Below are 26,300 nucleotides of genomic sequence, written 5' to 3'. Positions count from 1 at the left end.
CTTCGAAGCGGCTACGCCCGCCAAGCCGGTAAGCAATGGCACTGAGGAAGGCCCGGCTGTTGCCGGGCCAGTGGCCGTGCCGGTAGTTCAAACAACTCCAGCCCCTACGTTGCCAGCTGGTGGACCCTCCGAAGCGGTACCCGTTGAGTCCAAGTCTGAGGCAAGTGTCACAGCTATTCAGGGGGCTACTGCTCCAGTTAGCGAGCCGCCTTCGATTGCTAGCTTCGAAGCGGCTACGCCCGCCAAGCCGGTAAGCAATGGCACTGAGGAAGGCCCGGCTGTTGCCGGGCCAGTGGCCGCGCCGGTAGTTCAAACAACTCCAGCCCCTACGTTGCCGCTTGAAGTGGCCTTGGAGTCGGAGAAAGAAACATCCCCCGTTCGCCCAACGGGAGTTGGACAGCCTGCCACAGCTAAAGAAGACACAACTGTGCCATCGGCTGAACCGGCTGAGCCGGTAGCGCCACCTAAAAAGCCTGCAGAGGCTTCGGAAAGCCCCTCGGCTGAGGCCGGACTTGATGCCATTTGGGTCGGCCCCCCTCGACCAAGCGGCGCTGAGGTTGAGCCACAGGTTACTAACCTTGATAAGGATGCGCTTCTGGGACGGCTATCTTGGGAGAAGCAAGGCGACAACGCTGTTCTCTACAAGCTTGATAACGAAGCAGCATTTATAGATCGTGGCTCACGCCTGGAGATGGCAAATGGTGCTAGCCAGAACGAAGAGATGGTGGTCGCGGCTCTGCTGACAGCTGCTCAGTACTATCGGGGACGTATTGAGCTGACAGGTAGTGACGAGTTTAAAGAAAAAGCCATTGGTTTAATTGCTCAGCATCAAATCAATGTGGAGATGAAAAATCCTGCGCAGCAGGCGTTACTGGAAGATGCTCGCAAAGCATTCAATACCCCGCAAGAGGAGCGTAACGCGGTCACAGGCGATATTACGCCAGTGCAACGTGGGCCAGAACCTTCACAGGGTCCGGTCTTGAAAACGGATATAGAGCGGCCGTCTCAAGGCGCGTCACAGGAGCTGAATAACCAGACTCATCTGTCACCCGTGAAGCCTGGTTATCAGCCTTTAGAAGCGGCAGATCTTAACCAGCATCCACGCCAGCCTGCTGAACAGGAAAAGCCGGAAGCAACGGTCATAAAGCCGCAACCGGCGGCACCGGCTACTGCTACGAATCAAACTGAAGCGGCAGCGAGACCGGCAGTGTCGCCAGAGATTCACCAGCCCTTCCAGGCTGCCAAGGATGGGGTAACGGGCAAGATCCTTGCGAGTGGCCAAGCACCGTTTCGCTTTAACGAAGAGAATTCTGAAAGTACCTATATCAAGTTACGCACAAAGACCGGTATCCAAACGTTTTGGGGCAAGGAGCTGGCTGGGCTATTGCGTGAAACACGTGTACAGCCTGGAAAAATGGTGACGTTGCAGTGGCTAGGCAATGAGCCAGTTACGATTAAAGTTCCTCGCAAAGATAAAGAAGGCGTCACCGTAGGCTTTGATGATAAAGAAACGCATCGAAACCAATGGGCGCTTACTGTTGCGGGCAGTCCTATGGTACGCACCGGTCAGGATGAAGGAGTAAAACTCGGCGCCTATGACGCAGGTCGTTTTGCAGTAGTGCAGCAGGCATTGGTCACCCAGTTAGGTCTGGATGTGCCCATGCCATCGCCGCCAAAGAATGGTTTGTACTGGCTGATGCCAAATGGAGAGGGTAGCGCTAAAGCTGGAGACGAGTTATCAGCGCCTCGGCCAGCGATAGACCCTCACAACACGGCAGGAAAACCTGTGATGAGCAGCTGGTCGCAGGATGGCCAGTTAGATATGTACCTAGTACGCGGTGACGGTCCGTACCTGCAAGGCGTAGCGCGACAGGGAGATCAATATCAACATGTATTGGTGAGTCTACCTGGCCGCAACGATGCGCCGCCCATGGTGTTCAATGCCATTACCCCAGAGGGAGTGGTTCCAATCGGTACGGGTAACGGCATCAATCGATCAGGTGGCGAGCCGGTTTCGCGGGAAAATATAGCTTTCAAACTTGAAGGCGATAGCGCGGTACGCATTGGTAAGCTCGATGCGCCTGCAGAGGTTCCCCCCGCTCTACATGCTCGGTTGGGTTTTGATGAGCGGTGGAGAGAGGACGTTACTCTCCCAAAGTCCGCGCCCACAGCGGCACCGGCAGCACAGCCCAGCGATCCGCGCCCGGCTTAAAACGCAAACAGCAAAGGAACTCATCATGATGAAAAGCATGTGCAGTGCACTGCTGGTTGTTTTGTGCTGCCTGCCCGTTGTGGGAAGCGCAGCGGTATGCCGCTCAGGCCAAGCAGCTAGCGTAGGCAGCCAAACCGCGTATGAGCAGGCCAAAAATGCATCGGATATATGGGCAGAGCGCGAGCGCACCGTCTCCGATGAGCTTCAGGACTGCCTGTCGCGTATTCGAACCACACGTATCAGCTTGCCTTCATTTCCAAGCTTGGAGGACTTGCTGAATAAAGTAGCGGACCAGATATGCCAAGCAGCCGTGGATAAGGTGAATAGCCACATTCCCGCAAGCTTCGATCCATGGTCGCAGGGGGGGTTGCCGTGAAGTCTCTACAAGAGCAAGTCATACCTATAGATGAGTCACTGAAAGAAGCAGCCCTGCCTGCAACAGTGGATGAGCAGATTTACGAGCATGCCTTACGGCTACAACGTGACCGTGAGCTAGGTGCTGCCTTTGCTCATCGCTGTTTGACTGGGCTAATTTGGGTCAGCGCGGCATTGGTACTGTCGGTCGGTGCTAATGGGTATCTCGGTTGGAAGGTTGCTCATCCTCCGGTGAAATATTTCACAACTGAAGGGGGCAGAATTGTCAGGGTGATCCCAACAGACAAACCAGGACATAGCCAAAGCGATGTGTCGGCCTTTGGAGCCGACACTATCCGGCAGAGTTTCACGCTGGATTTTGTGCACTACCGAGATCAGATGACTCAATTAGGCGAGCGCTATTCCGAGACAGGATTTCAGGACTATTACAAGGCGCTAACAACGTCGAACGTTCTTAAAGCGGTCAAGGATGAGCGGATGAACTTGTCGGTGGATGTTGGACCAGGTGTGATTCGAAGCAAGGGCAGACTGGGTGATAAGTATGCTTGGGAGTTCCAATATCCCGTTACTTTGAAGCTCGACGGTCAGCAATCCAGTAGCCCACCCCAGCGCTTTATTTTCACGCAGCGCATTCAGCAGACGGACGTACGGGTGAAAAACGCTGGATTAGAAGTCACCCAGATCATTACCAGCAATTCCAATTAGGCCCGCGTCACCGGCGCCGTTAGAAAGGTAACTTCCATGAAAACCACTATTGCGCTTGCCGTATGGCTAGCGGCGAGCGGCTATGCCTGGGCGGAAGAAACTGTAAGCCCACAATCGGCAACAGAAACCCCCGCTTCTACAAAAGCTTCTACAACGTCCCCAGCTAGGACGGCTGGGCCTTCGGGTTGGGCGACAGGTGTAAATACAAACCCAACTACACCGCAAGCTGGCACGCCCGTGCAAAACGCTGGTACTGGTGCCGCAAGAGCAAGCTCCGCTCCAGCGCCTTCGGGTAATGACCCATTACCGCCGCCATCTGAATTGTTTCAGCAGGCTCAGGAGAGCGTTTCGCCGCTATCTCCTGAAGAGATCCGGCAGCTGCGTGGGCAGGCAAATGACGTTGACAGGGCAATGGTCGCTCCGCAGGTCACAGTTGTCCCAAGGATTAGCGCACAGACAGTGAACCTATCGCCTGGAGCCAGCTTGCCGCTGGTACGCACGGCGGTGAACTATCCCAGTTCGCTGACCTTTATCGATAGCACTGGGGCACCATGGAAACTCGGCGCTGCGCCCATTAGTGGCAACCCTGATATCACGCCGTATTACGTCCCTAACAGCGCAGTGATGGTGCTGTATGCCACCAAGCCTATGGCAAGCGGCAACGTCACGGTGTATCTCGAAGGACTCACTGTACCGATTGTGCTGAACGTAACAAGTGGGGAGACGGACACCCAAGCTAAGACATGGACAGTGGATAGCCGCCTGGACATGCGTGTGCCTAGGCGCGGGCCAAGTGCTCAGCCTGGTGCTGCTCCAGAGGTGCGTATCGGTTTGCATGATCATGTTCTTCAGGGCTTTCTCGATGGTGTTCCGCCTAAAGAAGCCAAGCAACTGAAAACCACGGGCAATGTACCGGACACAACCGTGTGGCAAATGGGAGATGACCTTTATATCCGCACGCGGGCTGAAATCCGTGATGAGTTCGAGGCCACTTTATCGTCGGCAGACGGTACCCACCTCTGGAAGCTACCTGTGACGCCCTACGTATCGTTCTCTGTAATGGGCCGTACAGCGGCCCTTAATGTCGCTCTGGAGTAACCTCATGGCAAACGAAAACGACGCCAAGCGCGACATAAAACTCACCGTTACGCTGGTTGGGGGGGTATTAGTGGCTATCTTGGGAGGTGGCTATTTTCTGTGGGGTTGGCTGGCCAGCCCTGCGCCGGAGCAGTCGAAGGTGGACATCGTTCGGGTGGCGGCAGCTGCCCATAGCCGCACCCCTGAAAGCCAGGCCTACCGTGACCTGCTAAAGCAATACAACCAGGAGGGGGCCAGCGCAGCAAAAAGCCAAAACAGCAGTTTTATTGCCAGTATCCCGATGGAGCAGACAACAGTAATGCAGCCGGTCGTGGCCGCTACGCCTGTTCAACAAGTACAGCCCACAGCCCGCCGCAGCCATACCCGAACCGAGGATCAATCAAAGGAGGCTAATAAGAAGGACGATCCGCGTCAGCAGGCTCTGCAGAGACTGCTTAGCCGAATTAACTCAGAAAATAATACCGATAGCTTATCCGGACTCAATTTGGGCAAGGTTTTAGGCGCGGAAGGTGGTTCGGGTGGAGCAGCTGCAGGAGCTACTGGAGGTTACGACCGCTGGAGCGAAACGCTACCCGGTGGGGGAAGGCTACAAACCGCTTCGATGAACGGCGGTGCCGAACCCTACTCCCCTGTGGAGGTAGTGCCGCCCTACTGGCGTGGGCCAGGTGTCATCGATATTGGTGTGGACTCAGACAACAGTACGACACCGGTGCTGGGTAAGTTGGGCGGGGCATACGCCGGAGCGGTGCTCAAGGCGCCCGAAGGAGCCAGGTTGGCGGGTGACGGCGTGGTCATTCACTTTACTGAGATGGCCTACAAGGGCGTCAATTACAAGGTAGATGCTTACGCGCTACAAGACGATACCTTGCTAGCCAATGTGGCCTCTGAAGTGGACCACCGCTATATGTCACGCATTGTGTTACCGGCAGTACTAAGTGGTATCGGCAATATCAGTGATATGTACTCCAATGCCAACACGCAGGTACTGACGAACGGGTTCTCTACTCAAACCGTCCGACCTGGCATGCCAGATGGTACCGCTGTCGCTGGTTCGATTCTGGGCGGCGCGGCCAGCCAAGCGGCCAAAGTGTTAAGTGAGGATGCCGCGCGCACCCCTGCTACCCAAGTCAGGGTTTTCCAAAATCAGGTGGTAGCGATTCAGTTCATGCGTGGGGTGTATGCCGGAGATGCGATTGCTCCAGGACGAAGCGGGGAGGCTGTGCAATCTGCTGTTCCAGCTCAGACCATCAGGGCTCAAGCCCCAGCATCAACACAGCCGGTGACGCCTGATCAATGGCGTGCGCAGACCCAGATGCGTATCCAGGCGCAGCGAAAGCTGCAGGAGAGTCAAGAATGAGCGAGTTCAGTCCAGCAGTAGAAACCACTGCTTCTTCAATTCAAAAGCCTCCTCCCAGGCAGGCATCTGGCTTGAGCTTTTGGCAACGTCCGATAGCTCTGGGTCTTTCCCTGCCTTGGCTAATGGGTGTTGTACTGATTTTGGCAGGAGCTGCTTGGTATCTGTTTGCTCCAGAAGAAACGCCAACGGTTAATCGATTGGCGTTTCAAGACGACTTTGAGCAGCAACATTTGCATGTCCAAGGAGCGAGCGTAGCCCCGGCAGTATCGGCCCCTCCAGAATCAGATCTTGGCCAGTTTAAAAACGAGGTAGCTGCCATGATCGGCGGCGTTCGGACTTACGGCGAGGTCAATCGAGCAGCTATTGAGCGCTTGTCTACAACGCTTAAAGCTCTGAGTGCAGCGCAGCAGGTTCTGCAGCAGCAGTTGAATGAGAGCCAGGCGCAAAACAGTGTGCTGTCAGCTCGCGTGTCCTTCCTTGAAGGGCGACCTGGTGCAATGACCACTTCACAACAAGTCAGCAGACCTGTCGCAAAGACACGCTCTCCGCTGGCCGGTATGCAGGTACAGGCGGTGCAAAACGGGATGGCCTGGGTGTATTGGCAGGACAAAACCTGGGCTGTTAAAGCAGGTGATCAACTCGGGAAAGTCACAGTTACCCGTATTGATGCCAAGACCCGTGAAGTGGAAACCAGTGCGGGCACGCTCAGATGAGGTAAGTCATGGCTGGGGGAACTGATGCGATTCAGATGCTCGTTAACCTGTCCAACAACCTGTTGGGCTCCTTTGTAAATCTGGCGTTCACGTTAGGTAGTTTGTTTGCCGTAACGGGCGCCGTGACCTATCTCGCCACGCATGCCAGTGCTGCACGCAAAGCACCTGGCCAGGCTGAGAGCGGCGGCAAGGTCATCGCAGTATTACTGCTTTGTGGCGGACTTGCTGGTCTTGATCAAATGATCGGCGCGGCAGCACGCCAGTTTGGCTGGCAAGGTGCGACCTTCACCGCCATTAGTTACGTCAATGTGAGCACTTTTGGTGTCGCTGCGGACGCGGCCAACGCCGTGTTAAGCCTAGTACGGATGCTGGGCGTCTGGTTTGCACTATCAGGGATGCTGTCCTGGAAGCGTTCATACAAGGACGGACACACAGGACTATCCGCCAGTCAGGATGTGTCTCATGGCACCCTTAAATTTATTCTGGGCGTTTTTTGCGTATGCAACCCGTACTTGCTAAGCGCCCTGCAAAAGTCTCTCGGCCTGCTGTAAGCAGGTTGGGAATTCAACGCGCCTAGGCGCACTTTCAATCGCTACACCTTACTGATCAATACTTTAGGAGTCGGTTATGTCTAAAGACATATTGCTGTGCGCTGCTGTTCGCCTGTCTATTTTCAAAGACGCACTACGTAAACGAGTAATGAAAGGGCTAATGGCAGCTGTAGCTGCAAGCCCTGTGATGGCTTTTGCAGCTGACGACATCGCTGGTATGGCCGATTCGGGGGCAACAGGGGCCGAGTCGATGCAAAAATCTGCGCTCACTATTGCCCAGTTTATCGGTGTGATCTTTGTAATCGGTGGATTGATCGCTGCTAAGCAGAAGAAAGACAACCCTCAGATCAAGACTAGCCACGTTGTCATGGCCATCTTGTTTGGGGTGTGCCTAGTGGTTGTTCCGGAAATCATCAAGCGTTCGCAAGCTCAAGTTGGCCTGTCGCCTGTCGATGTTGGCTAAGCAAACCCTTCTGCGATGACTTCGGTCATCGCAGAGTTCTTTTCGATACCTAAATATTTCCTTCCTAGACATCCATTCTCCGGATTCCGAAATGATCCAGAAGGCAGATATATGGACGTTGATCTATTGCAGACCTCCTTAAAAACGCCATTTACACCTGATCGCGAACAATCATCGCGAACGCCACTGATACTTGATATCAGTGGCAATCCTGAAACACCCGTGCCTGTTGCTGTTGTAAGTGATCAATGCGATTGCTGTGGATTCAGAACTAAAAAATTATGGCAGGGCGCGAGGTCAGGATTCACCGACCCTCACGCTGCCTGCATCCTTTGCTACCTGGCTGGGCATTTAGATAGTCCAACCGCAACGCATGGACTCCTGGCTTTTTTACCTGGTATGGCGATGGCTGACGTACATCACCTGCAGCGCCGGGCATTGATCGCCGTTCTTGGAGGAACGCGAACACAGCGTCATGAAGGCAAAAGGGTTTTGTTATGGCTTGCCCGGCATAGTCGCGAAGTTGAGCAAGCATGGGGTACAGCGCGTGCAGGCGAGTTCGCGAAGGCTATGCAGCGTTTACCGCCTCACAAACGTTCGACACTACAAGCCCGCCTGACGGACTGCGCCCTGATCCTACCTTCAGACATGTTTGAAGACCTGACCCTGTTATTACCCGCTGGGAAGACTGCTGCATCAGCGCTCGCTTCTCGAAGCTGGGACACTTACACCCGGAGTGATTTTTATGCCGAGCCTCATCCGCTGGGTTGAAGACCTAATTACCGAAACCTCCCGGTTTGCTGTGTCACGTGACCTACCTGACTACTGTGATCTGAACACGGTGCTGCGTCTGACAAATGACGATCGTACCCGGCATCCTAGCCTCAAGGCCCCGTATATTCTGGTCAATGACAGCGGTGATTACTGCTCGGTATATGCCGTTGCTGGGAGTTTCTGCGATACCGACGAATCAGCTGCGCGTGATGAACCTTATTCCTGGAGCGGTCGCCTAGAGCGTATGACTCATGCGCTGACAGCTGACTACCGTAAGCACGGACATAAAATAAGCCTTGTGTTCGATGATGATCCAGACCGTGGACGTGAGGAGGTTAAGCGGCTACTGGCTCCTCAATACGCTTCTGTAAAACGTACCGGCATCGACCTGACGCCTATTCTTGATGAAAACGTAGAAAAGCTGGCTCCGTGGGTGTCTCGGGAGCGCTGCTATCTTGTGTGTTACACAGGCCGCAAAGGACTGTCAGCGCACGAACTGATCGACGAAAACAAGCGGCTCAAGCAGCTTGTGAGCCAAACCCCGGATGCAAGGTTTGGCCAAAATCCGGTATTGGCTGAGATGGCCGGTCTAAAAATTCGTCACGATGCATTCATGAGTGCTATTGAGGGGGCCTTTGGTGATCAGGGCCAAGGCGTTTTGCTGGAACTGCTTGATGCTCACGAGGTGGGACAGGCGCTGCGTTCTCAGGTAGACAGATTAGGTACTAGCGAAGCTTGGCGACCGCTATTACCTGATGATCCCATTACCCCGCACGGTGTGCGTAACGGAGACGACCATACCGCTTTCCTGGCACCACAGCTGAAATTTCAGCTGATGAACCAGGACATGGAGACTCAGGGTAACAAGCTTTGCATCAATGGAATGTGGCACGGCAGTCTATCAGTAGTTCTAGGGCCTCAGACGCCACAGACCTTTGCCAAGCTCAAAGCTTTGATCCCTCGTGGTGTGCCTTGGCGGGTGCGTATGGACATGATGCCGGGAGGTATGAAGTCATTAGGTGTTAAAAAAGGCACTCTAGATTTCATGGCGTTTATGCCATCGCTTCGGCCAATTTGGAACTCGATTGAAACCCTGGAGCGGGTCGAGCAGAAAGAACCAGTGTGCGTCATGACAATTGTGGCAACCACCTGGGGTGATAGTCAGGCCATCGTTACACGTAATCTGACGCTACTCACTCACGCGTTCCAGGCCTGGGGTGTGTGTGAAGTGACGCAGACGTTTGGCAATCCGGTCCGGGCTTGGGCTTCGACGCTGGTTGCTTCCAGCGCTGGCAGTGGTCCACATCTGTTGTATCCCCCACTATCACAGGCACTGAACCTGTTGCCGTTAACTCGACCCGCATCGGCTTGGGGGGAGGACGGAAACGCGCTATTCCCGACAACTGATGGCAAGCTCTATGCCGTAGGTCTGGCTACGCCCAAACAGAATAAATTGACTAACGTCATTACCGGCTCTCCAGGGCTGGGCAAGTCCGTGCTGTTGAACAAACTAGGAAATGTGATGGTATCTAGTGCTCAACAGCGATTGCCTTTTATCGGCGGCGTGGACAAAGGCTTTTCCATGCAAGGGCAAGTAGCCTTGCTGCGCGATAGCCTGCCACCAGAACGTCAAGATGAAGTAATGGGCATCGTGTTGCAAAACAGCACAGAGCATTGCCGTAACCTGTTTGATATCCAATTGGGTGCTCGTTATCCAATTGCGCCTGAGCGTAACTGGATCATCAGTATGTTGACGGCCATGTGCATTGACCCTTCAACGGGCAATCCACCTAATGATCGTGATACCCGCCAGATCCTAGAACGCATCGTCAGTATGTCCTACACCGCTAACGCTGAAAGCAACCCTAGGGCTTGGACGCGTGGTGTTGTTCCTGAAGTAGATGCCGCTTTGGATAAGGCCGGACTCACTGAGCGCTATTCGGCCCAGTGGTGGGAAAGCACTACTTGGTATGAGGTACGCGATTTGCTATTTGAAGCAGGCTTTGTACAAGAAGCGCAGCGGGCTCAATTCCAGGCTGTCCCCGAACTGGCCGACATGACCAGTTTCTTGAATCATGAGGATGTGCAAGCAGCCTATGGCCGGGTACAGCGTGATAATAGTCAAGAGCCCTTGTTGGAGTACCTGCACCGCTGCATGGCTGATGCCTGTAGCGAGTTCAAGATGTTGGCTGGACGCACGCGGTTTCTGATTAGCCCGAACACACGGGTAATTGCCATTGACCTTAACAACGTGATGGGCGACGACACGAACGCCGGACACCTAAAAACCGGAATCATGTTCTTGTTTGCAGGCCAGGTGGCAGGTGGTGATTTTGTATTGCCTCAGTACAGGGATGCTTTGTTGGCTGCGGTTCCAGAACTTTATCACCCGCTGCATCGGGACCGCCTGGAGCAACTGGACCAGGAAGTTAAAACTAAGGTCTACGACGAGCTACATAACGCAGCCAAGGTACCCTTCATTTTTCCAATGCTGGAAACCCAGGACCGTGAGCAGCGCAAGTTCGGCGTGCGCACTGTGTTGTGTTCTCAATATGTGCGTGATTTCCCTGACGCCATTCTGAACTCGGCCAACTCGTTGTACATGATGGAGGTGGACCCCAAAGACGAAAAGCGTCTGATCGAAACATTCAAGGTGCCTAGGGTCACGCTGCAGCGCTTTCAGCGTATGGGCTCCGGTCCGGCTTCTGATGGTAGTGGCGTCCCTTTTTTGGGCGTCTTTCGGATCAAGGGCGGCGGCACTTTAGCGCGCATTCTTAAAAATGCTTTAGGGCCATTGGAGTTGTGGGCACTGAACTCCTCACCCGGTGACAGCGCCTTGCGCCGCCTACTGTACGAAGCCGTTGGCGGCTCTACTGCCCGATCCATTCTTGCAAAGGCCTTTCCACAGGGTACGGCTGAAAAGCTCATAGCGCTGCGTCAGAAACAAGCTGGCGAGGCTGACGCAAACAACGTGATTCGTACTTTGGCCAACGAGTTGATTGATCAGCGCGGCTACAACATTTGAGGGAATGATCGTGAAAAGAGTTTATGCATTAACGGTGCTGGCCGTAAGTTTGCTCGAAGCGTCACAAGCACTTGCTGCTTCAGTGACCGTCACGGCCAGTGTACCTATCTCCAGACAGGTAATGCCTGCCATGGCGGATCTTCAAGCCACACTGGCAGAAATTCTAACCACTGAAACACAAATCGGCACGGCCATTGTCCAGGCCAGCGACAAGCAAGCTGCTGTAATTACCGAGGCAGGCCGTGCCCAACGCGAGGCAGACATTTTTGGACGTCAGACTGAGCGCCTTGAGCGTGCCAGAGAGCAATACACGGTCGCTGACAGTATCTGCAGTGAGTCCGCCTCCGGGGTTGCGGCTACTGTCGGGAAAGTTAGCCGTGCGCAGGCAGCGGTGCTGGCAGGCGGTTCGGGTGTCAGCAGCGCGGTAGTACAGAAAACCATCGCATCTGAACCGGTGAGTTCGCGGCAGGGTGGGTATCGTAGTGCAGCGATACACGCTGGATACTGTACAGCAAGCGAGGCCGCGCAATACGGTGGTACTGACTTATGCCCGCAAGTGTCCAGTTTGCCGGGCGGCGACATTGAAATGCGCTCGCTGGTAGATGGTGCGGGAGCCGTAGGAAAAGGTCCAGACCTGACTTTCAATCAAGATCAGATAGACGCGGCGATGGCCTACATGAAGAACTCGGCACGTCATGACGCCGGAAGGGCACCAGGGAAGGGCGATATCCAATCCGCTACCGGGCGTGAATATCAAGGATTAATGACACAGTACAAGGCAATCCAAAGCGCTGCGACTCAACCACAGCTAGACATGATCGCTGCCAGTCAGCCTAACCCAGCAACACAAGAGGCTTTACAGGAGGCGCTGCAGAGTCCGTCAGCAGCCGAGTACTTTGCATCAACAGGCAGCCAACAAGCTCAAAGCACAGGTGTGATGAGCGAGCGTGAGTTTGAAGCGTTTGAAGTGGGTAGGCGTTATGCCAACACAGCTTATGAAACGGACCTTCAGGCGATGAGTGGCGAGAACCTAACTCGGGAATTGATTCGTGTGCAGAGCCTAGGAAATTGGTTACAGCTAGGCATCAAGAATGATCAGCGGCAGGCAAATATTATTGCTGGCCAGCAACTGGCCTTGGCTGCATACAACAAATACGTTCCTGAGCTTCAAGAGCTCGGATCGAAAATGAGTGCGGGAGTAACAGCACATGCACAATGAACCAGCCGATGCTGATACTAAATCGAAAGCCGACCAAAAAAAACCGAGTATCTCGCTACAGCGTGCCGGGCATGTGGGGCTGTCCATACTCAACCCGTTTTCAGACCTGGCGGTAATCTATCGCCAGGGTGTGAAACCAACCCTAGGACGTTTTCAGCAGGCCTGGGCACTGCTGAACCGGCAGTCCGCCCCGTCTGAGTCTTTGAACTGGGCTGAAGCGGTAGCACGGACAGGCAAGACGGTTGAGCAACTGCAGACGAATTTCACACGGATTCGTATCGCCTGGTGGTGCTTGATGATGATCACCGGCGGATTGGCTGCGATATTGGCAGTGATGATTTTGCTCGCACACGGATTGCCTTCCAGCACGCTACTTCGTGCGGTTCTTGCAATGCTAGTACTGGCAAGTTTGAGCGCAGTAGGGTTTGTAAAAGCCCTAATTGCTACCTACCGGTTATGGCAACTTCAAGGACGGCGCGTCAGCGAGAGCGAAGGGGGCACGTTCAAGGACTTCTTGGCTCAGGGTCATTGGGTGCGCAAAGTCTTTACCCTCGGATCGTCTAGGTGATTCGCCACCGTAGATAAGAGGGGCCACCATCTTCTTACTCTGGGTCGGCTTGCGTTTTGGCGTGCGGCTTTTCTTCTGTTTCATCAGTACGGCTCCTCTCGCGTTCCGGAATATCACACGGTAAAACCTATGAAACTTACCAATAGACTCTGGTGGGCTGGACTGCTGCTGGTCTTTTCCTTACCAGTATTAGCCGATAGCGTGGATTATCAAACTATTAGCGCTGCGGCCCAAAAGCCTAACGATCTTTCACGCCAAGCGCTGGTAATGATTTTTGGGCAGGTAGTTGTAAATCCATTTGCATCTTCAGAGCCGACTTTAATCGGCTCATTATTCGCCATTATTAATGGCGTTTTGAGCGTGCTGGCACTGTTCTGGTTTCTGACCATCACGATGAAAACCATCGTAAAGTCAGGCCACCAAGGGCAAGTGTTCAACGGAGGCCGCTCTGCGCTTTATCCGATCATGACGTTTGCCGGTTTCATTACCCTGCTGCCAACTGCTTCGGGTTGGTCACTGGCTCAGCTCATCATGTTGTGGGGCACGTCGGTGATGGGAGTTGGCAGTGCGAATTTGCTGACGGACAAAGCCGTAGACATGATGGACGCGGGCTATTCAATGGTGACTCAGCCCACGGCTCCAGCGACACGAACTGCAGCACGAGGCATCTTTGAGATGAACCTGTGCAAGTACGCCATAAATCGTGATTTAGCAGCGCTTTATCAGGATGGACAAGCCAATACCCCGATGATGACAACCAAGGGTGGCAACGGCCAATACGAGACTGGGAACGGCAGTGCCGTGTGTGGCTCTGCTAAAACACCCAATATAGGCCGTACCGGCGTTTGGAACATATTGTTTGACAGTAACGTAGACACAGATGCGGTTATCACGGCCAAGCGGCAGGCGCTGGATACAATGCAAGGTAGTCTGGATGAAGCAGCGCGACAGTTTGTAGATACCTATCTGAGCAAGCGTGACCAGGACACAGGCAGTTTCCAGGACATCGAAACGCAGATACAGAATGCGGCCGCTGCGTATGAGAATAAGGTAAATCTGGCACTCAACAAGATCGACTTCAAAGACACTCTGCAAAGTCAATTATCGGCTCAGATCAAGAGCAGTGGCTGGGTTGCCCTAGGTAGTTGGTATCACACGTTCGCGACGGCAAACGCGAAGACAAACGATGTAGCAAGCTCGACGCCCGTTGTCACTGGAATGAGCAATCTTGGCGAGCATGGTACCGGCGAACTCTATAACCAGGTCTTTACGGCTTATAAGTCGCAGGTGCAAAACAGCACGTACACCGCACCGCTGGGAACACAGACGGCTAAGGATGACGGGGCAGCAGCAACGTCAAATGAGCCAAACTCAGTGTTTGTAAATGTGTTCAGAGCGCCGATGCAGGGTCTTACAAACTACTTTGCTACTCAAAAAGTCGGGACTGAGGCAGATTTTTCCAACCAGGTAAATCCGCTTATAAAGATGCAAACCATCGGTGACTACACGTTAGGCACTACAGAAACAGTAATGGCAATCTATGCAGGGACTTTAGCGGCTGCCTCATCAGCCAGTAATTCAGTGCTTGGTTGGGGAGGGAAAATCTTTGCTGTAGACGTTGGAGCGGTAGTTAAAGACGTGATGGGCGCGTTGGCTCCTATGTTCTATTTCGTCATGTTTGCATTGATGGCGATAGGCTTTTCACTCGCAGTATTCCTTCCCGCTGTACCCTTCCTGTTTTGGATGATAGGGGTCTTCAATTGGCAGGTAAGTGTTCTAGTAGGGTGCGCTGCAGGTCCTATGTGGGCTGCTACTCATTTAGGAGCTGAAGAAGACAAAGGCAGCCGTAGTGCTTACGGCTACATCTTCCTAATCGATATGATGCTGCGACCCTCACTCATGGTTCTTGGATTTTTCTTTGCGGCAGTCGCGGCAATGGCTGGCGGGACAATCCTCAATCTCTTGTTCGCTTCGGCCTTAGCTAATGCCAATGCAGATTCAATTGTGGGCCTATTCAAAATGATTGGGTGGCTGATGATCTATGCTCGTATTGCTACCTTTATGGTAACTCGCCTATTTGGCCTGCAAGCATCCTTGGCGGACTACGTGATTTCCTTCTTGGGTGGACGTGAAGGTGCTAATTTGATGAGTGGTATGGTTGACAACATGAAGGGTATGTTTGGTGCCGCAGGAATGGGGGCTCAGCGTATGCCTGGAATTAAAACGCAACCCAACAGGTCTGGCGGAAGCGGCGCCGGGGATGGGATTCAGTAAGGAGTACGATGATGGTACAACGTCTGAAAACGGCAAAAGAAGGGTGGTTCGTAATATTCAAAGGCCTTTACTTATTGGCTTTTCCCTTTTTGCTCGTGTTTGCAATCTTATTTCTGATTGCTGCTCTAGGTTCCACAGGCCAAGAAGCAAAAGGCTTTTCTGTATTCGCTGCGTTGTTTGCGATTCCGGTTTTGGTCTCCATCGCCTTTTTCATCAAGGGAGTTTTGAGTCGCCGTCGCTTGCTAAAGCAAGTTACTACGGCCATCAAAGCTCCCCAGTTCTTCTCTCCAGACCCTTCTAATGAGATCTACCACGAAGGCGACGGCAAGTATCTTGGCATCGACACGAAGAACGGGACCATTCTATATGTGCATCGGATTCGTAAAGGCCAGGTCGATGTAGTGGCCTTGACTATGGCCGACTGGACGAATCGCGAAGTGGAAGGCAAAGGAATCTTCCGTTTGTACACCAAACTACCGGAGCTGCCGCGTATTGAAATAGGCACACCATGGGCGCAGCGTTGGTACGACACTCTAGGCGCTATGGAGTACAGGCAGTACAGCACGCCGAAGTCATTTAACCAGTATGTGCAGGACCGGCTAGACGAGCTTGAGCGCGACTTAAACGTTCAGATCCCACGCCTAGCGTAAAGCAACAGACTCCGCCTTACTTTTTCCCCGACGCGCTTTACCTCCTCTCACACCGCCCCATCCGGGCGGTGTACTTTTTTGTGGGTTATCTAAATGCAAAATCGACCTTCCCAGGGTGCATGGGAGAGCGACCACGCACAGTGGGCATTAGCTCTATCTGCTGCCCTTCTACTGTGCTGGCTGTTCTTCGATTCCTTTGTGTACTGGACCACCTGGACGCTCTATTGGCTTTGGAAAATGGTGGACTACCCGCTCATTCATGCCTGGGCTGGCAGCAAGATCAATCTATTGGCTGAGGTGGCGAACAATGCAGAGGACGTAACAGTGAGCGAATGGCTGGACGTTATGAATGACACAAGTGGGATTTTGCTACTGTTTCTGGCTCCGTTGGTGATTGCGAGCAGCATTGCCCTCGCAAAACATCCGGTACTGCCATTTCGCAGCAAGCGCCTTATAAACATCCGAACACTGCCTGGAGTTGTAAGTAGGTTTGCGCCCTCAGTCATCCCGGTAATAGCCGCCTCGGGTCCAGACGGACTCATGAACGATACTTCACCTAGCAATGCCTGGGCACTCAAGCCAGAGGACTTTGCCGCACGCTACAACCTTGTAAAGCATAAAGTTCTGGATCGAGAGGCGACTAAGGAAGTATTTGAAGCTCAAATCGGCGGCGCTCATAAAGGCCTTCTGGACTGGACCCCATATGAGCGGGCGTTGCTAGCTGTATTTGGCCAACAAGTGTTTCTGAACGACCGCAAGGCCGCGACTCAGCTGCTCGATGATCTAAACCGATCCTGTATGGTTAAGGGCCTGCTCAGTGGTCATAACCATTCAATGACGCCGCTTTATCGGCTAGCTGATAAGGGATTCAAACGTGTAGCACAGGCACCGGGCGTCGATGAATGGCTTCAAAGCCATATCTCGGTTCGCTCTGCACTTGTCGCGTTGTACGGGCAGGATCTTCGATTGCCCCCAGCACGGTTCCGCTGGCTTAAAGGTGCTGACCGTACCCTGTGGTACGCGCTGCATAGCGCAGACACCGCCAAAGTATTTGTTGAAGGGGCCGGTGTGCTGGCCCAGGCGCGGGCAGAGGTGCATGCTCATAGGCTAGGTCTGCCCCGTCCAAGTTTGATAGTCACCCAAGCTATTGAAGGACTGCAAACCGAGTTGGAAGGCATTGGCCTGGTCTTCCCGAGAGAAGACATCCCAGTTAAGCGTCGTGAAGGTAATGCTTCTGATATCCCAGCCATAGCCGCGGTTTATGCCGTGAAGCCACCCATGGCCGACGAGCCAGATTAATAGCAGCCGTAGTGTCTGCACGCACTACATCGCCTCGCATCACTAATTAAATTTTTCTGGAGGAAACCCATGGCCTCGGCAATTCTGCACGCCCCGTTTTTGGTGTTTATCAAAGCTAATCACCTTATAGTCGCCCAAAAAGCAGACAGCAGCACACGTACAATTTGCAGCTTGGATCTACGTCATAAACCATCGTTTTACCTGAGCAATGGCAGTGTAGTTTGCCGTGACGTTCAGGGTCTGGAGTTTTCCCTCGATACACTCAATGCCGATGAAGCACAGAACCTGCTCACTGCACTGGCCAGGGCACAAGTGCGTCACGGCAGGATGAAACAATTGAGCCGATTCCTGGGCGTGGGATTGGCGGTCGCGATAGTTTGTTCAGGTTTTATCTGGAGTAATCAAGACGCTGCTACACCAGCAAGCCTAGTAATCAGCTCGTCACAGAACGCACGTAGCCCTGAGCTAGCTAAGCGGGCCTTGCCGTCGCCTGTGACTTCCGATCCAGGTCAAATAGCTTCAGGTGCTGCAGCAGATAATGGCTGGACCTTACCCGAGAATATCCAGGCCACGCTTCCTGAGAAGCTACACAACGCCGCTGAGCGAAAGCTGTTTACGGTGAATTACTCTAGCGGTCATTCGCGGACGTTGTACGTGTTTGCTGATCCAAGCTGCCCAAACTGCCAGCGCCTGGAATCGTCTCTAAATACCATTTCCGACGCATTCAATGTAGTTGTGTTTCCTGTACCGGTTATCGGTAAAGAAAAGTCGGTTGCAGCCATTACACCAGTGCTGTGCCTGCCACCTGATCAACGCAAAGCCGCTTGGGATGCCTTGTTTGACCCAACCCCTGAAGGGGTAAACCTTGGAAAGAATTCAGGAAAAATTGCGCCGAAAGAGATGGACTCAAAAGCAGCTCAATCAACCGGTGAGTGCGACGTAGCTGTTAAAGCGTTGGGTATCAACCAAACAGCTTATCAGGCGTATCGAATTCCGGGCACGCCATGGGTCATCAGTGACGATGGGCGTTACGTACCCCAAGCGCTGCTACGAGATCCGTCCAAACTGAACGCATTTCTTAGTGAGCAACCGGCATATAAGAACTAGGAGATTTCGAATGCGTACCAATAACTATGCGGTTGAACGTGCTCGAATAAATCGCCGGGTTTATCACTCAGCCTTGGGTGAGTGGTTGATGGGGCCTGGTAGCCTAACGCTAGGCTTGGCTAGTTCCGTTATTGGTGGAGTTCTGTACCCGGTTAGCTTGTGGGTTAGCTTACCAGCTCTACTGCTTTGGGCTCCTTCAATGCTATTGGAGTCCTGGCAGATGCCCATGCGTATGCCCACAGATATGGACCGTCTCGATCCTTCGACCCAGCGTAAAGTACCAGGCAAGCTGATGGGTTTTCTGCCTGTGACCGTCATGCGCACCGTTATGAGCAAGGCTGCAGGAATCCTGTACATGGGGTACCTACGTGGTCGGGATGCGGGCCGCGAACTGTGGCTGTCGATGGATGACATGACACGGCACATCCTGATGTTTGGTACCACCGGCGCCGGTAAAACAGAGGCCCTGTTAGGGTACGTACTTGGCCAGCTGAGCTATGGAAAGGGCCTGATTTACTCTGACGGGAAGGCTCAGAACGATGTGGCCGCTGCCATTATTTCCTTGGCGCGGCGTTACGGTCGAGAAGATGATGTTCGCGTGATGAGCTTCATCAATGGTGGCCGTTCCAGGGCGCAGGAACTCTTAGAAGACACTAAAAACAGGGGACAGACCAATACCATTAACGCGTTTGGTATCGCTCAAGAAACTTACATTATCAATCTGATGGATTCGATGTTGCCGCCTGCTGGTAATGATGGTGGCTGGCAGGAGAAAGCGCGAGCCATGATCCAGGCTCTAGTGTTTTCCCTTGTATACAAATGCCGTCGCGAAGGCACGGTGATGTCACAACGCACGATCCAGGCACATTTACCGCTACGCAGCATTGCCAAGCTCTACATTCAATCGGTAGAGCAGCAGTGGCACGAGGATGCCCGTTTACCGTTAGAAAACTACCTGAATACGCTAGCTGGCTTTGACTTGGCCAAGGTGGATTCACCGTCTGAATGGGCGCCTGAATCACTGAATCACTGAATCAACATGGTTACCTGATCCAACAGTTCACCCGCATGCTGTCCTTGTTTAACGACACCTACGGTCATGTATTTGCCCGCGATGCCGGAGATATTGATTTAAAGGATGTTGTGCACAATGACCGCATCCTAGCGGTGTTGATTCCAGCGCTGGAGGTTTCTGCGAATGAGGCCGCGACTCTGGGCCGCTTATACGTGTCGCAGTTGGCCATGATTCTAAGTCAGGATCTGGGTGAGAAATTGGAAGGCAAGCCAGAAGACATTCTGGTAATCCGTAAGTACAGGGATCGTTTCCCGTTCTTATGGATTTGCGATGAGGTAGGAGCCTACTACACAGAAAAACTAGGGGAGTTGGCCACTCAAGTACGTTCCTTGGGTTATTGCTTGCTCTTGGCCAGCCAAGAGGCGCAGCGCCTCAAATCTGCAGCAGGCGATAAAGTCTGGACGCTTATCGCCAACATGGGTACCCGGATTACCGGCAAGATTATGGACCCCAAGGACACACTTGAAATCCTGCAGTTGATGGCCGGTACTGAGTACTTACCGGAAATGAGTGGAATGGTACGCCAGTCGGGCATCATGGGGTCCAGTTGGGAGGATGCGGACACTCTGAGTTTAAAAGAGCAGAAAAAAGTTAGTGTCGAAGAAGTACAGCAGCTGCAGGAAGGTGAGAACATCACGCTCTTCAAAGGTGAAGTGATTCGTGGCAGCTCTTTGTATATTGATGATGTAGACAAGCTGTCTAAAGAAGCCATCCATATCAACCGCTTCATTGAAGTTGCCCCACCGGAGCTAAATACCTTATTGGACGGTGCACCTATCAAGATCAGGCGTAGCTATCCGCGGTCGGAACGGGTTCAACAAATCCTTTACCATCTGGACATGAAGCCTGGTCGGGCCGATTTAGAAAACATAGTGCTGACCGATCCGACATTGGTTGCTTTGAATGAGCTACGAGATGAATGGGAGCTTATTTGGCGTCGTCGTCCTGGAGCCGCAGTCCGCAGTACCTTGTTGTTTCATACTGCCCTTCAATATGTACCAAAACGTGGAGCTGGCTACCAAGCTCAGTCATCTACGCCGCAGGACTTGGTAGTAAGCAGTAAGCGGTTACAGGCCTATCAAGCGCAACACGTAGGCCAGATCAATACACCAAACATGAGAGAAAGGGCAACGTTGCCCGAGCCCCAAGGCTTGCCTGCTATGCCTCGAAATAGTGACTTACACCCTCCCCTCTTTGATGAGGAATTCTTTAGCTGATCCTAGGCAGTTCTCAAATCATTCGACGGACTTTTCAAAGGGCGCTACTCTAGGCACAAGTGCAACTTGTGGGGTGTTCAATGACGAATCAGGAATTGCTTCGGGAGCTGCTGGAGAAAGGAAATATTAGTCAGGCTGAAGCTGCTGCCCTGATTGCTGAGGAAACGAAGCGGCCATGCAGCGTGAGAACTGTACGTGCATGGCTTGCTGACGCCTCACTTCCGAGTGCCAGAACCTGTCCAGACTGGGCTGTTAACGTACTTAAAGAGAGCTTGAAAGCCCAAGGTAAACCGGTTGAATAAATAGGCACATGTGCCTATAATGTAATGGTGCTGGACGAGCTATGTCTAGGTGGTCACATCGACATGGTGAAATCATGTCAATTTTGCAAAGCCTTGAGCCATAGCCGCATGCTAGTATCCGGCGCAGCTTTTTATCTTAGGAAAGCAGAAATGTAGATTCCCGAATTGCAGAAACCAAAAAGCCCCGCTTGCCGGCGGGGCTTTTTGGAAAATCCTGAACAGGCCCGTTTAGCGACGACTTACCTGTTCAACACACTTACTATGTGAGCCAATTATGGCTATCACAGTGGCATTGTGCAAGCTGCAAAATGTGATAACCATTGGCTCACCGCTGAATGGCGGAACTATGGAAAAGACTTCTCCGCAGGCGATGCCTTCTTTGGGCAGTAGCCTGTACCCTCAGAAACACCAAAACCTGACACGTTTCATCGTAATGCGCGGCCTCTGTGCCCCAGGCGGTGAATCATGAGCCACCTCAAAGCTGTCAGGCTTCCCTCATCTGACCCCCACTCTGCCCTACGCCGACCCGCTCGGCAAAAGCCTGCCCGTCATGCAGCCCCGCGTCATCTCTCAGAACAGCAACTAAAAAACCCTCTAATCCGCACGGCCTATGAGCGTCTGAGCAAGATGGCCAGTTATCGCGGTCAATACCTGCGCCGGTTAGATTGTGTCCATGGCGACCGCCGTACTCGCCGTGAGAAGTTTATGGCCATCGAGCGAGTAGCAGAGCAATTGCTAGTACGCTTGGACTTGGCCACCGGTGTGCTGGGTTATATTGATTCGCAAAATGGGCGCTATGTACTGAATACTCAATGTAAAATAGCCGAAGATGCAGGCATCTCTGCCCCGGCGCTGTGCCGTCTACTAAAAACTCTTGACGACGCTGGCTATGTCTACCGCCGCATTGAACGCGTGCGTTTAGACGAAAAGGACGAAAACGGCCTGCACCTGGTGCGCACCCGCGTTCTGATACGGTTTACTAAACTATTCTGGCGAGATTTAGGGCTTGCTTACGTTTACGAGCGTGTTCAGCGGTCAGCAAAGAAGCGCCGCGATGCTGCATTGCGAGACATTGGTCAACAGCGCCTCGCTGCGATGGAAAAGCACTCGCTAGAATTGAGACGCCGCGAGGTTTCGCGTCAACGCTGGCAAGCCAAGGAGGCGCGTGAAGCGGGCGTAGTCTGTACAAATAACCCGGTAGCATCCCAGGTACAGCCGCGAGATAGTAGCGCGTCATCGAGATCCGGTAACGGTGTACAAAGTGCGATGAATAGGCTCCTTGCTTCGGTGGCCAACAAAGCCTAGTAACCTTTCCTTCCCCCGCTCTACCCTAAAACCTTATCCGCTTACGCGGAGGCCTCGTCACGCCTGCAATTTAGTGCGGTTTTGGCCTAGCAATCAGGCGATGTAAAACAGCCCGAACTTGGTCCCCCCAACGCCCTTTTTCCGCTCCAATACACCTTTTTGAAGGTATCTAAGAGGATGGGATTTGAAGGCTTTGAAATAAATGGAATTTTATCTCTCCTTCAGTAATCCCCTTCGGGAAAAAACAGAGTCTTACGAGGTATAAACACCTCATAGAGCAATATGCTCGCGCACTTCGTGCCTACGGCACGGCGCGAAAGGCTGACCTCAATACCGAGTAGAAGCCCGTCTAAGCGGCCCAGGGCGATAAAGCTGCCCTGCCCCGCTAAGACCCGGATAAATCGCCCCAAGGGGCTCAACCGGGCGCGTGTGCGCGCTGGCTCAAAACTACGGCAGTGCTTAGTAGCCCACTAAGAGTCGCTAACAAAACATCAACAACGAGCTCAAGCAACAGGCTAAGGACAAGAAAGTGCAGTAAGTATCAAGCTTGCGCTTGCCTATACCAGCTAACCAGAAATGAGTTTGTTAGCGGCTCTACGTGTAGGATTGATCAGTGTCTCCCAGTACTTTGAGTACCGCTCCTCGCAACTGATCTATTGACCATGGCTTTGCCAGAAATTGGTCAAAGGCGTCGAAGCTAGAAAGTGAGCTGGTGTTATAGCCTGAAGTCAGCACAACCTTGATATGAGGCCATTTGCTAGCGACTAGTTTTGCTAGATCAACACCGTCCAGTCGCCCTGGTGTACGCACATCTGTTACCAGAACGGCTACGCTTTGACCGTGCTCTTGTAGAAAGTAATAGCCATCGTCGGCGGTAGGGAGCGCTTCGACTCTTGGCCCAACGGAGTCCAGCACCTCGGCCATTAAGAACCGTAGGTAGTCTGTATCTTCAACGATAAGAATCTTTTTTCCGGTGGTGCATTTGCCTACTCCATTCATGGAGTACTGCCACCTCTCAGAGAGCTTGAGTTGAAAACCTCGTCAAGGATAATTGTAGGCAAAGCAGAGGTAGCTTGGCTCTGCTTTCTGAAAAAATTATGTGGCCGAGACAAGTTAAGCGCTTTTAATCCTCTGCCACGAGCCTGCGCTGGGAGGTTTCGTCCTCAATCACGAGCACTGTTTTTTCTGAATTGCTCTCTAACATAGAGGCAAGGGTCAGAGAAGAGGGTTAGTGTTCCTATGCCCTGATCGATAACCTAGGCGAGCCTCCGAGAATTTCCCTCCCTTGAGATAGTTAGGCCAGCCTCTTAAGGTCTTTAATGATGCTGGCCTGTATAGAGCGATGTTTACAACCCAAGCTTTTCTGATGTCCTAGCGTTTACTAGCCAATTGTTTGTGGCAAAACTTTAGACTTTAAAACGCTGCACCATTGCAATGAGTCTTTCATTAGAAGCCATAAGTGCTTGGGTGCTGTAATCGGTACTCGTACCGGTTTGAACAAGCTCTTCTACCATATGTCGAACAGCGACCATGTTCTGGTTAATCTCTTCAGCAACAGCGCTTTGCTCCTCTGCAGCGGTGGCAATCTGTGTGCTCAGATCATTGATACGAACGACAGATGTCGCCATACCATCAAGGCCTTCATTGACGCGTGATGTTTTATCCACCGTTGCCCGGCAGCTATTTTTCGTCTTTTCCATCGCGCTAACCGCTGCACTTACACCTTGCTGTAGGCTTTCCAGCATTTCGTTGATTTCTGAGGTACTTTGTTGAGTGCGCCCCGCCAACGCGCGGACTTCATCAGCAACCACGGCAAAGCCGCGACCTTGCTCTCCTGCCCGAGCAGCTTCAATGGCCGCGTTAAGCGCAAGTAAATTGGTTTGCCCTGCAATCTCACCAATCACCCCAAGTACATTATTGATCCGCTTGGCATCCTGTTCCATCGCCTGAACTTTAGCGGTAGCGGTTTCGACCTCGGCTATCAGCGCACCTACGCTGTTAGAGGCCTCTAGTACAACACTTTTCGAAACACGGGCGCTTTCATTGACATCTTGGGTGAAACTGGCGGTTTCCGCTGCACTACGAGCTACCTCATCAGCCGTTGAGCTCATCTCAGTAATGGCTGTGACCGCCTGGTCTGTCTCCGAAGCATGCCGGGCCAAAATGTGATTACTGTTTTTGGACTGCTGCTTTAAATGCTCGATCCCGTTAGCGATTTCTACGGTAGCTCCATTCACATCGACAATTAGCGTTTGCAAGTAAGCAATAAAGCGATTTACCGCATGGCCCACTTCACCGAGCTCATCCGGCGCACGGATCTGAATACGACGGGTTAGGTCTGCTTCCCCGGCAGACAATGTGTCGATATTTTGCCTGAGCACCTCAAGGCGCTTCATGAGCTTACCTAACGCCACTACCATCATAAGCAGGAGGATCAACACCATTGGTATTTGCAAAAAGGCCAGGGTCTTGAGAACCGCTGTGCTGTTTTCCATTAGCAGACGAGTCGGTTGTGCTACGGCCATTAACCAGGGAGTCCCTTCGATTGGCTCCAGGAAAAAGCTATAAGGCTCGCCGCTGGAATCTGTATAGTTACCCCGCTCTAGTTGAGAATGGCTACCTGACTTCAACACTGACTGGATCTTCGCTACAAAGGGCAACTGACCGGCCAGATCAGAAACATTCTTGAGTACGATATTGCCGCTGATCTCAGGCTGATTACTCAGAATTTTACCGTCGGCTTCCACAATCATGATTTCAGCACTGAGTTCCTTTTCTTTATCTGCCACCAGTTGATTGAAAAAGCCCAACGTCAAATCGATTGTCGAAACACCAAACAGTGTCCCGTTTTTAACAATAGCCATCGCACAGTTCGTACGCGGCTCCGGACTGGCCTCGTCCTGATAGGCTGCTGCCCATACACACTTGCCATTAACCGCTTTTTGTCCAGCCAGATGCCACGGCTGCTCATAATAATTAAGCGATTCAGGCGTGTTCCAATGAGTATTCAGAATCAGTTTTCCTGATGCGTCTCGGTGATAAAAGGTGCTGTATTTGGTACGGCCTAACAGGCGTTTTTCGGGAATGGGCCATATACCACCGCCGAATACCTTTTGATCACCGTATTGGTCAATCAGGCCAGGCAAGAGACGATCAATAGCCTCATTGTCCATTAATGGAACGGCCTGCGTAATCGCGCGGGATTGAGCCTGAACCTTATCCAGCTCACGGATAATTTGATTGCTGATTTCCTGGGTCTCATTAATCAATGTTTCTTGATCCGCAGCCATAAGGCTTGGGGTCACGAATTGATTGATACCCAGTACTGTCATTACGACGACCGCTAAAATGAACGCTAAAAAGGTTAGCGTGTAGCGCACTTTGATTGTCTTGAACGAAACCATGGTCATTGCCTCGATGATGGGCGCTTTAACGTTCCGTGCGCCATCAAGCGTTATCGGCAAACCAGGCTCAATACTTAAGCACAAACTCTCTGATAAAAGTAGTTAGTTGCAGACTGCATCTAGCCTACTTCTCAAGCTTGAGAACCATAGCAACCTTGCTTTTTTCAAGGTCAATCGAACCGCTATTACCAGAGCATAGACGCCCACTCAAAGGCGGACGTCCGCGTCTGGATGATGAGCTCGCTCTTAATTGTCCTGCGTACCGGCACTCCCAGGGAAGATCTACCCCAAGAACTGGGCTACGGCAGGGGTATGACTTGCTGGAGGCGTCTTAGGCAATGGCAAGCGTGCGGTGTCTGGCACCGCTTGCACCGTGTCCTGCTCGAAGAGCTGCGCGACGCAGATTGTTTGGATCTGAGCCGGGCCGGCCAGGCCAGGCCAGTGTGGATGCTGCCAGCGTATCCAGCCTTCAGGAGGCCTATGCACCGGCCCAAATCCGACAGATCGAGGCAAGCTTGGCAGCAAGCGGTACCTGATTACCGACCGTAACGGTGTGCCGCTTGCCTTCTATGTCAGCGGAGCTAATCGACATGACTCGATTATGTTC

20 protein-coding genes and 3 pseudogenes are annotated in these 26,300 nt (G+C 52.7%); 20 read left to right on the top strand and 3 right to left on the bottom strand.

The features are described 5' to 3' along the window. The 19 genes and pseudogenes from GM154_RS24785 to GM154_RS24695 form a co-directional block, all read left to right on the top strand. A partial coding sequence (locus GM154_RS24785) for an LPD7 domain-containing protein (RefSeq protein WP_308460636.1) occupies nucleotides 1–2,212 on the top strand: 2,212 nt, incomplete at its 5' end. A 25-nt stretch (nucleotides 2,213–2,237) separates the two neighbouring features. Then, the gene (locus tag GM154_RS24780; RefSeq protein WP_219654048.1) at nucleotides 2,238–2,588 is read left to right on the top strand and encodes a conjugal transfer protein; all 351 of its coding nucleotides are present in this window, start codon (nucleotides 2,238–2,240) and stop codon (nucleotides 2,586–2,588) included. Further along, nucleotides 2,585–3,292, top strand: a complete 708-nt coding sequence (locus GM154_RS24775) for a DotI/IcmL/TraM family protein (protein ID WP_308460635.1) — start codon at nucleotides 2,585–2,587, stop codon at nucleotides 3,290–3,292. The genes GM154_RS24780 and GM154_RS24775 overlap by 4 nt, the downstream gene beginning before the upstream one ends. A gap of 36 nt (nucleotides 3,293–3,328) precedes the next feature. Beyond that, nucleotides 3,329–4,390 (top strand): DotH/IcmK family type IV secretion protein, encoded by a 1,062-nt coding sequence (locus tag GM154_RS24770; protein ID WP_219654045.1) that lies wholly within the window; start codon nucleotides 3,329–3,331, stop codon nucleotides 4,388–4,390. A 4-nt stretch (nucleotides 4,391–4,394) separates the two neighbouring features. Beyond that, a complete protein-coding gene (gene traO, locus GM154_RS24765) occupies nucleotides 4,395–5,747 on the top strand; it encodes a conjugal transfer protein TraO (protein WP_219654043.1) in 1,353 nt (450 codons plus the stop codon). Then, complete coding sequence (gene traP, locus GM154_RS24760; RefSeq protein WP_308460634.1) at nucleotides 5,684–6,460, top strand: conjugal transfer protein TraP; 777 nt, start codon at nucleotides 5,684–5,686, stop codon at nucleotides 6,458–6,460. Before traO ends, traP begins: the two co-directional genes overlap by 64 nt. Nucleotides 6,461–6,468: 8 nt before the next feature. Further along, nucleotides 6,469–7,011, top strand: a complete 543-nt coding sequence (traQ, locus tag GM154_RS24755; RefSeq protein ID WP_219654039.1) for a conjugal transfer protein TraQ — start codon at nucleotides 6,469–6,471, stop codon at nucleotides 7,009–7,011. 76 nt (nucleotides 7,012–7,087) lie between these two features. Beyond that, nucleotides 7,088–7,474, top strand: a complete 387-nt coding sequence (locus GM154_RS24750; protein WP_219654037.1) for a DUF6750 family protein — start codon at nucleotides 7,088–7,090, stop codon at nucleotides 7,472–7,474. A 111-nt stretch (nucleotides 7,475–7,585) separates the two neighbouring features. Next, the gene (locus tag GM154_RS24745) at nucleotides 7,586–8,245 is read left to right on the top strand and encodes a conjugal transfer protein TraT (RefSeq protein WP_219654035.1); all 660 of its coding nucleotides are present in this window, start codon (nucleotides 7,586–7,588) and stop codon (nucleotides 8,243–8,245) included. Further along, nucleotides 8,220–11,273: an ATP-binding protein gene (locus GM154_RS24740; RefSeq protein ID WP_219654033.1), complete on the top strand. Its 3,054-nt coding sequence runs from the start codon at nucleotides 8,220–8,222 to the stop codon at nucleotides 11,271–11,273. The genes GM154_RS24745 and GM154_RS24740 overlap by 26 nt, the downstream gene beginning before the upstream one ends. A 10-nt stretch (nucleotides 11,274–11,283) precedes the next feature. Then, nucleotides 11,284–12,492, top strand: a complete 1,209-nt coding sequence (gene traW / locus GM154_RS24735; protein ID WP_219654031.1) for a conjugal transfer protein TraW — start codon at nucleotides 11,284–11,286, stop codon at nucleotides 12,490–12,492. Continuing rightward, nucleotides 12,482–13,060 (top strand): conjugal transfer protein TraX, encoded by a 579-nt coding sequence (traX, locus tag GM154_RS24730; protein WP_219654029.1) that lies wholly within the window; start codon nucleotides 12,482–12,484, stop codon nucleotides 13,058–13,060. Before traW ends, traX begins: the two co-directional genes overlap by 11 nt. A gap of 129 nt (nucleotides 13,061–13,189) precedes the next feature. After that, on the top strand, nucleotides 13,190–15,334 hold the full coding sequence (locus tag GM154_RS24725) for a DotA/TraY family protein (RefSeq protein ID WP_219654027.1): 2,145 nt from the start codon (nucleotides 13,190–13,192) through the stop codon (nucleotides 15,332–15,334). 8 nt (nucleotides 15,335–15,342) lie between these two features. Continuing rightward, entirely contained in the window at nucleotides 15,343–15,984 is a 642-nt protein-coding gene (excA, locus tag GM154_RS24720) for a plasmid IncI1-type surface exclusion protein ExcA (RefSeq protein WP_219654025.1), read from the top strand. A gap of 93 nt (nucleotides 15,985–16,077) precedes the next feature. Then, nucleotides 16,078–17,283: a conjugal transfer protein gene (locus GM154_RS24715; protein ID WP_219654023.1), complete on the top strand. Its 1,206-nt coding sequence runs from the start codon at nucleotides 16,078–16,080 to the stop codon at nucleotides 17,281–17,283. Nucleotides 17,284–17,352: 69 nt separating this feature from the next. After that, the gene (locus GM154_RS24710; RefSeq protein WP_219654021.1) at nucleotides 17,353–18,390 is read left to right on the top strand and encodes a thioredoxin fold domain-containing protein; all 1,038 of its coding nucleotides are present in this window, start codon (nucleotides 17,353–17,355) and stop codon (nucleotides 18,388–18,390) included. Between the two features lie 10 nt (nucleotides 18,391–18,400). Continuing rightward, a pseudogene (gene trbC / locus GM154_RS26135) lies at nucleotides 18,401–20,560 on the top strand (F-type conjugative transfer protein TrbC); the annotation flags it as partial. Between the two features lie 202 nt (nucleotides 20,561–20,762). Then, nucleotides 20,763–20,984, top strand: coding sequence for a hypothetical protein (locus GM154_RS24700; RefSeq protein ID WP_219654019.1), 222 nt, complete (start codon nucleotides 20,763–20,765; stop codon nucleotides 20,982–20,984). A gap of 465 nt (nucleotides 20,985–21,449) precedes the next feature. Further along, on the top strand, nucleotides 21,450–22,289 hold the full coding sequence (locus tag GM154_RS24695; RefSeq protein WP_258020044.1) for a hypothetical protein: 840 nt from the start codon (nucleotides 21,450–21,452) through the stop codon (nucleotides 22,287–22,289). A gap of 594 nt (nucleotides 22,290–22,883) precedes the next feature. Here GM154_RS24695 and GM154_RS24690 read toward each other — a convergent pair. The 3 genes and pseudogenes from GM154_RS24690 to GM154_RS26125 form a co-directional block, all read right to left on the bottom strand. Continuing rightward, a complete protein-coding gene (locus GM154_RS24690; protein WP_219654017.1) occupies nucleotides 22,884–23,288 on the bottom strand; it encodes a response regulator in 405 nt (134 codons plus the stop codon). Nucleotides 23,289–23,695: 407 nt separating this feature from the next. Continuing rightward, nucleotides 23,696–24,526: a methyl-accepting chemotaxis protein gene (locus tag GM154_RS26130; RefSeq protein ID WP_374940345.1), complete on the bottom strand. Its 831-nt coding sequence runs from the start codon at nucleotides 24,524–24,526 to the stop codon at nucleotides 23,696–23,698. A 27-nt stretch (nucleotides 24,527–24,553) separates the two neighbouring features. After that, nucleotides 24,554–25,579: pseudogene (locus GM154_RS26125) on the bottom strand (cache domain-containing protein); the annotation flags it as partial. A gap of 251 nt (nucleotides 25,580–25,830) precedes the next feature. On the opposite strand from GM154_RS26125, the pseudogene GM154_RS25790 reads away from it, so the two are divergent. Further along, a pseudogene (locus GM154_RS25790) lies at nucleotides 25,831–26,300 on the top strand (transposase); the annotation flags it as partial.

It is taken from the genome of Pseudomonas sp. MAG002Y (genome assembly GCF_019400845.1).
GTDB classification, from domain to species: Bacteria; Pseudomonadota; Gammaproteobacteria; order Pseudomonadales; family Pseudomonadaceae; genus Chryseomonas; species Chryseomonas luteola.
The sequence above is the reverse complement of the archived record's forward strand: the minus strand, read 5'-3'. Positions and strand labels throughout refer to the sequence as shown.

What these genes read in the sequence shown, in the direction of transcription:
- GM154_RS24780 (WP_219654048.1), top strand. Translation starts at nt 2,238, where the DNA reads ATGATGAAAAGCATGTGCAGTGCACTGCTGGTTGTTTTGTGCTGCCTG.
- GM154_RS24770 (WP_219654045.1), top strand. Translation starts at nt 3,329, where the DNA reads ATGAAAACCACTATTGCGCTTGCCGTATGGCTAGCGGCGAGCGGCTAT.
- traO (WP_219654043.1), top strand. Translation starts at nt 4,395, where the DNA reads ATGGCAAACGAAAACGACGCCAAGCGCGACATAAAACTCACCGTTACG.
- traP (WP_308460634.1), top strand. Translation starts at nt 5,684, where the DNA reads ATGGCGTGCGCAGACCCAGATGCGTATCCAGGCGCAGCGAAAGCTGCA.
- traQ (WP_219654039.1), top strand. Translation starts at nt 6,469, where the DNA reads ATGGCTGGGGGAACTGATGCGATTCAGATGCTCGTTAACCTGTCCAAC.
- GM154_RS24750 (WP_219654037.1), top strand. Translation starts at nt 7,088, where the DNA reads ATGTCTAAAGACATATTGCTGTGCGCTGCTGTTCGCCTGTCTATTTTC.
- GM154_RS24745 (WP_219654035.1), top strand. Translation starts at nt 7,586, where the DNA reads ATGGACGTTGATCTATTGCAGACCTCCTTAAAAACGCCATTTACACCT.
- GM154_RS24740 (WP_219654033.1), top strand. Translation starts at nt 8,220, where the DNA reads ATGCCGAGCCTCATCCGCTGGGTTGAAGACCTAATTACCGAAACCTCC.
- traX (WP_219654029.1), top strand. Translation starts at nt 12,482, where the DNA reads ATGCACAATGAACCAGCCGATGCTGATACTAAATCGAAAGCCGACCAA.
- GM154_RS24725 (WP_219654027.1), top strand. Translation starts at nt 13,190, where the DNA reads ATGAAACTTACCAATAGACTCTGGTGGGCTGGACTGCTGCTGGTCTTT.
- excA (WP_219654025.1), top strand. Translation starts at nt 15,343, where the DNA reads ATGATGGTACAACGTCTGAAAACGGCAAAAGAAGGGTGGTTCGTAATA.
- GM154_RS24715 (WP_219654023.1), top strand. Translation starts at nt 16,078, where the DNA reads ATGCAAAATCGACCTTCCCAGGGTGCATGGGAGAGCGACCACGCACAG.
- GM154_RS24710 (WP_219654021.1), top strand. Translation starts at nt 17,353, where the DNA reads ATGGCCTCGGCAATTCTGCACGCCCCGTTTTTGGTGTTTATCAAAGCT.
- GM154_RS24700 (WP_219654019.1), top strand. Translation starts at nt 20,763, where the DNA reads ATGACGAATCAGGAATTGCTTCGGGAGCTGCTGGAGAAAGGAAATATT.
- GM154_RS24695 (WP_258020044.1), top strand. Translation starts at nt 21,450, where the DNA reads ATGAGCCACCTCAAAGCTGTCAGGCTTCCCTCATCTGACCCCCACTCT.
- GM154_RS24690 (WP_219654017.1), bottom strand. Translation starts at nt 23,288, where the DNA reads ATGAATGGAGTAGGCAAATGCACCACCGGAAAAAAGATTCTTATCGTT.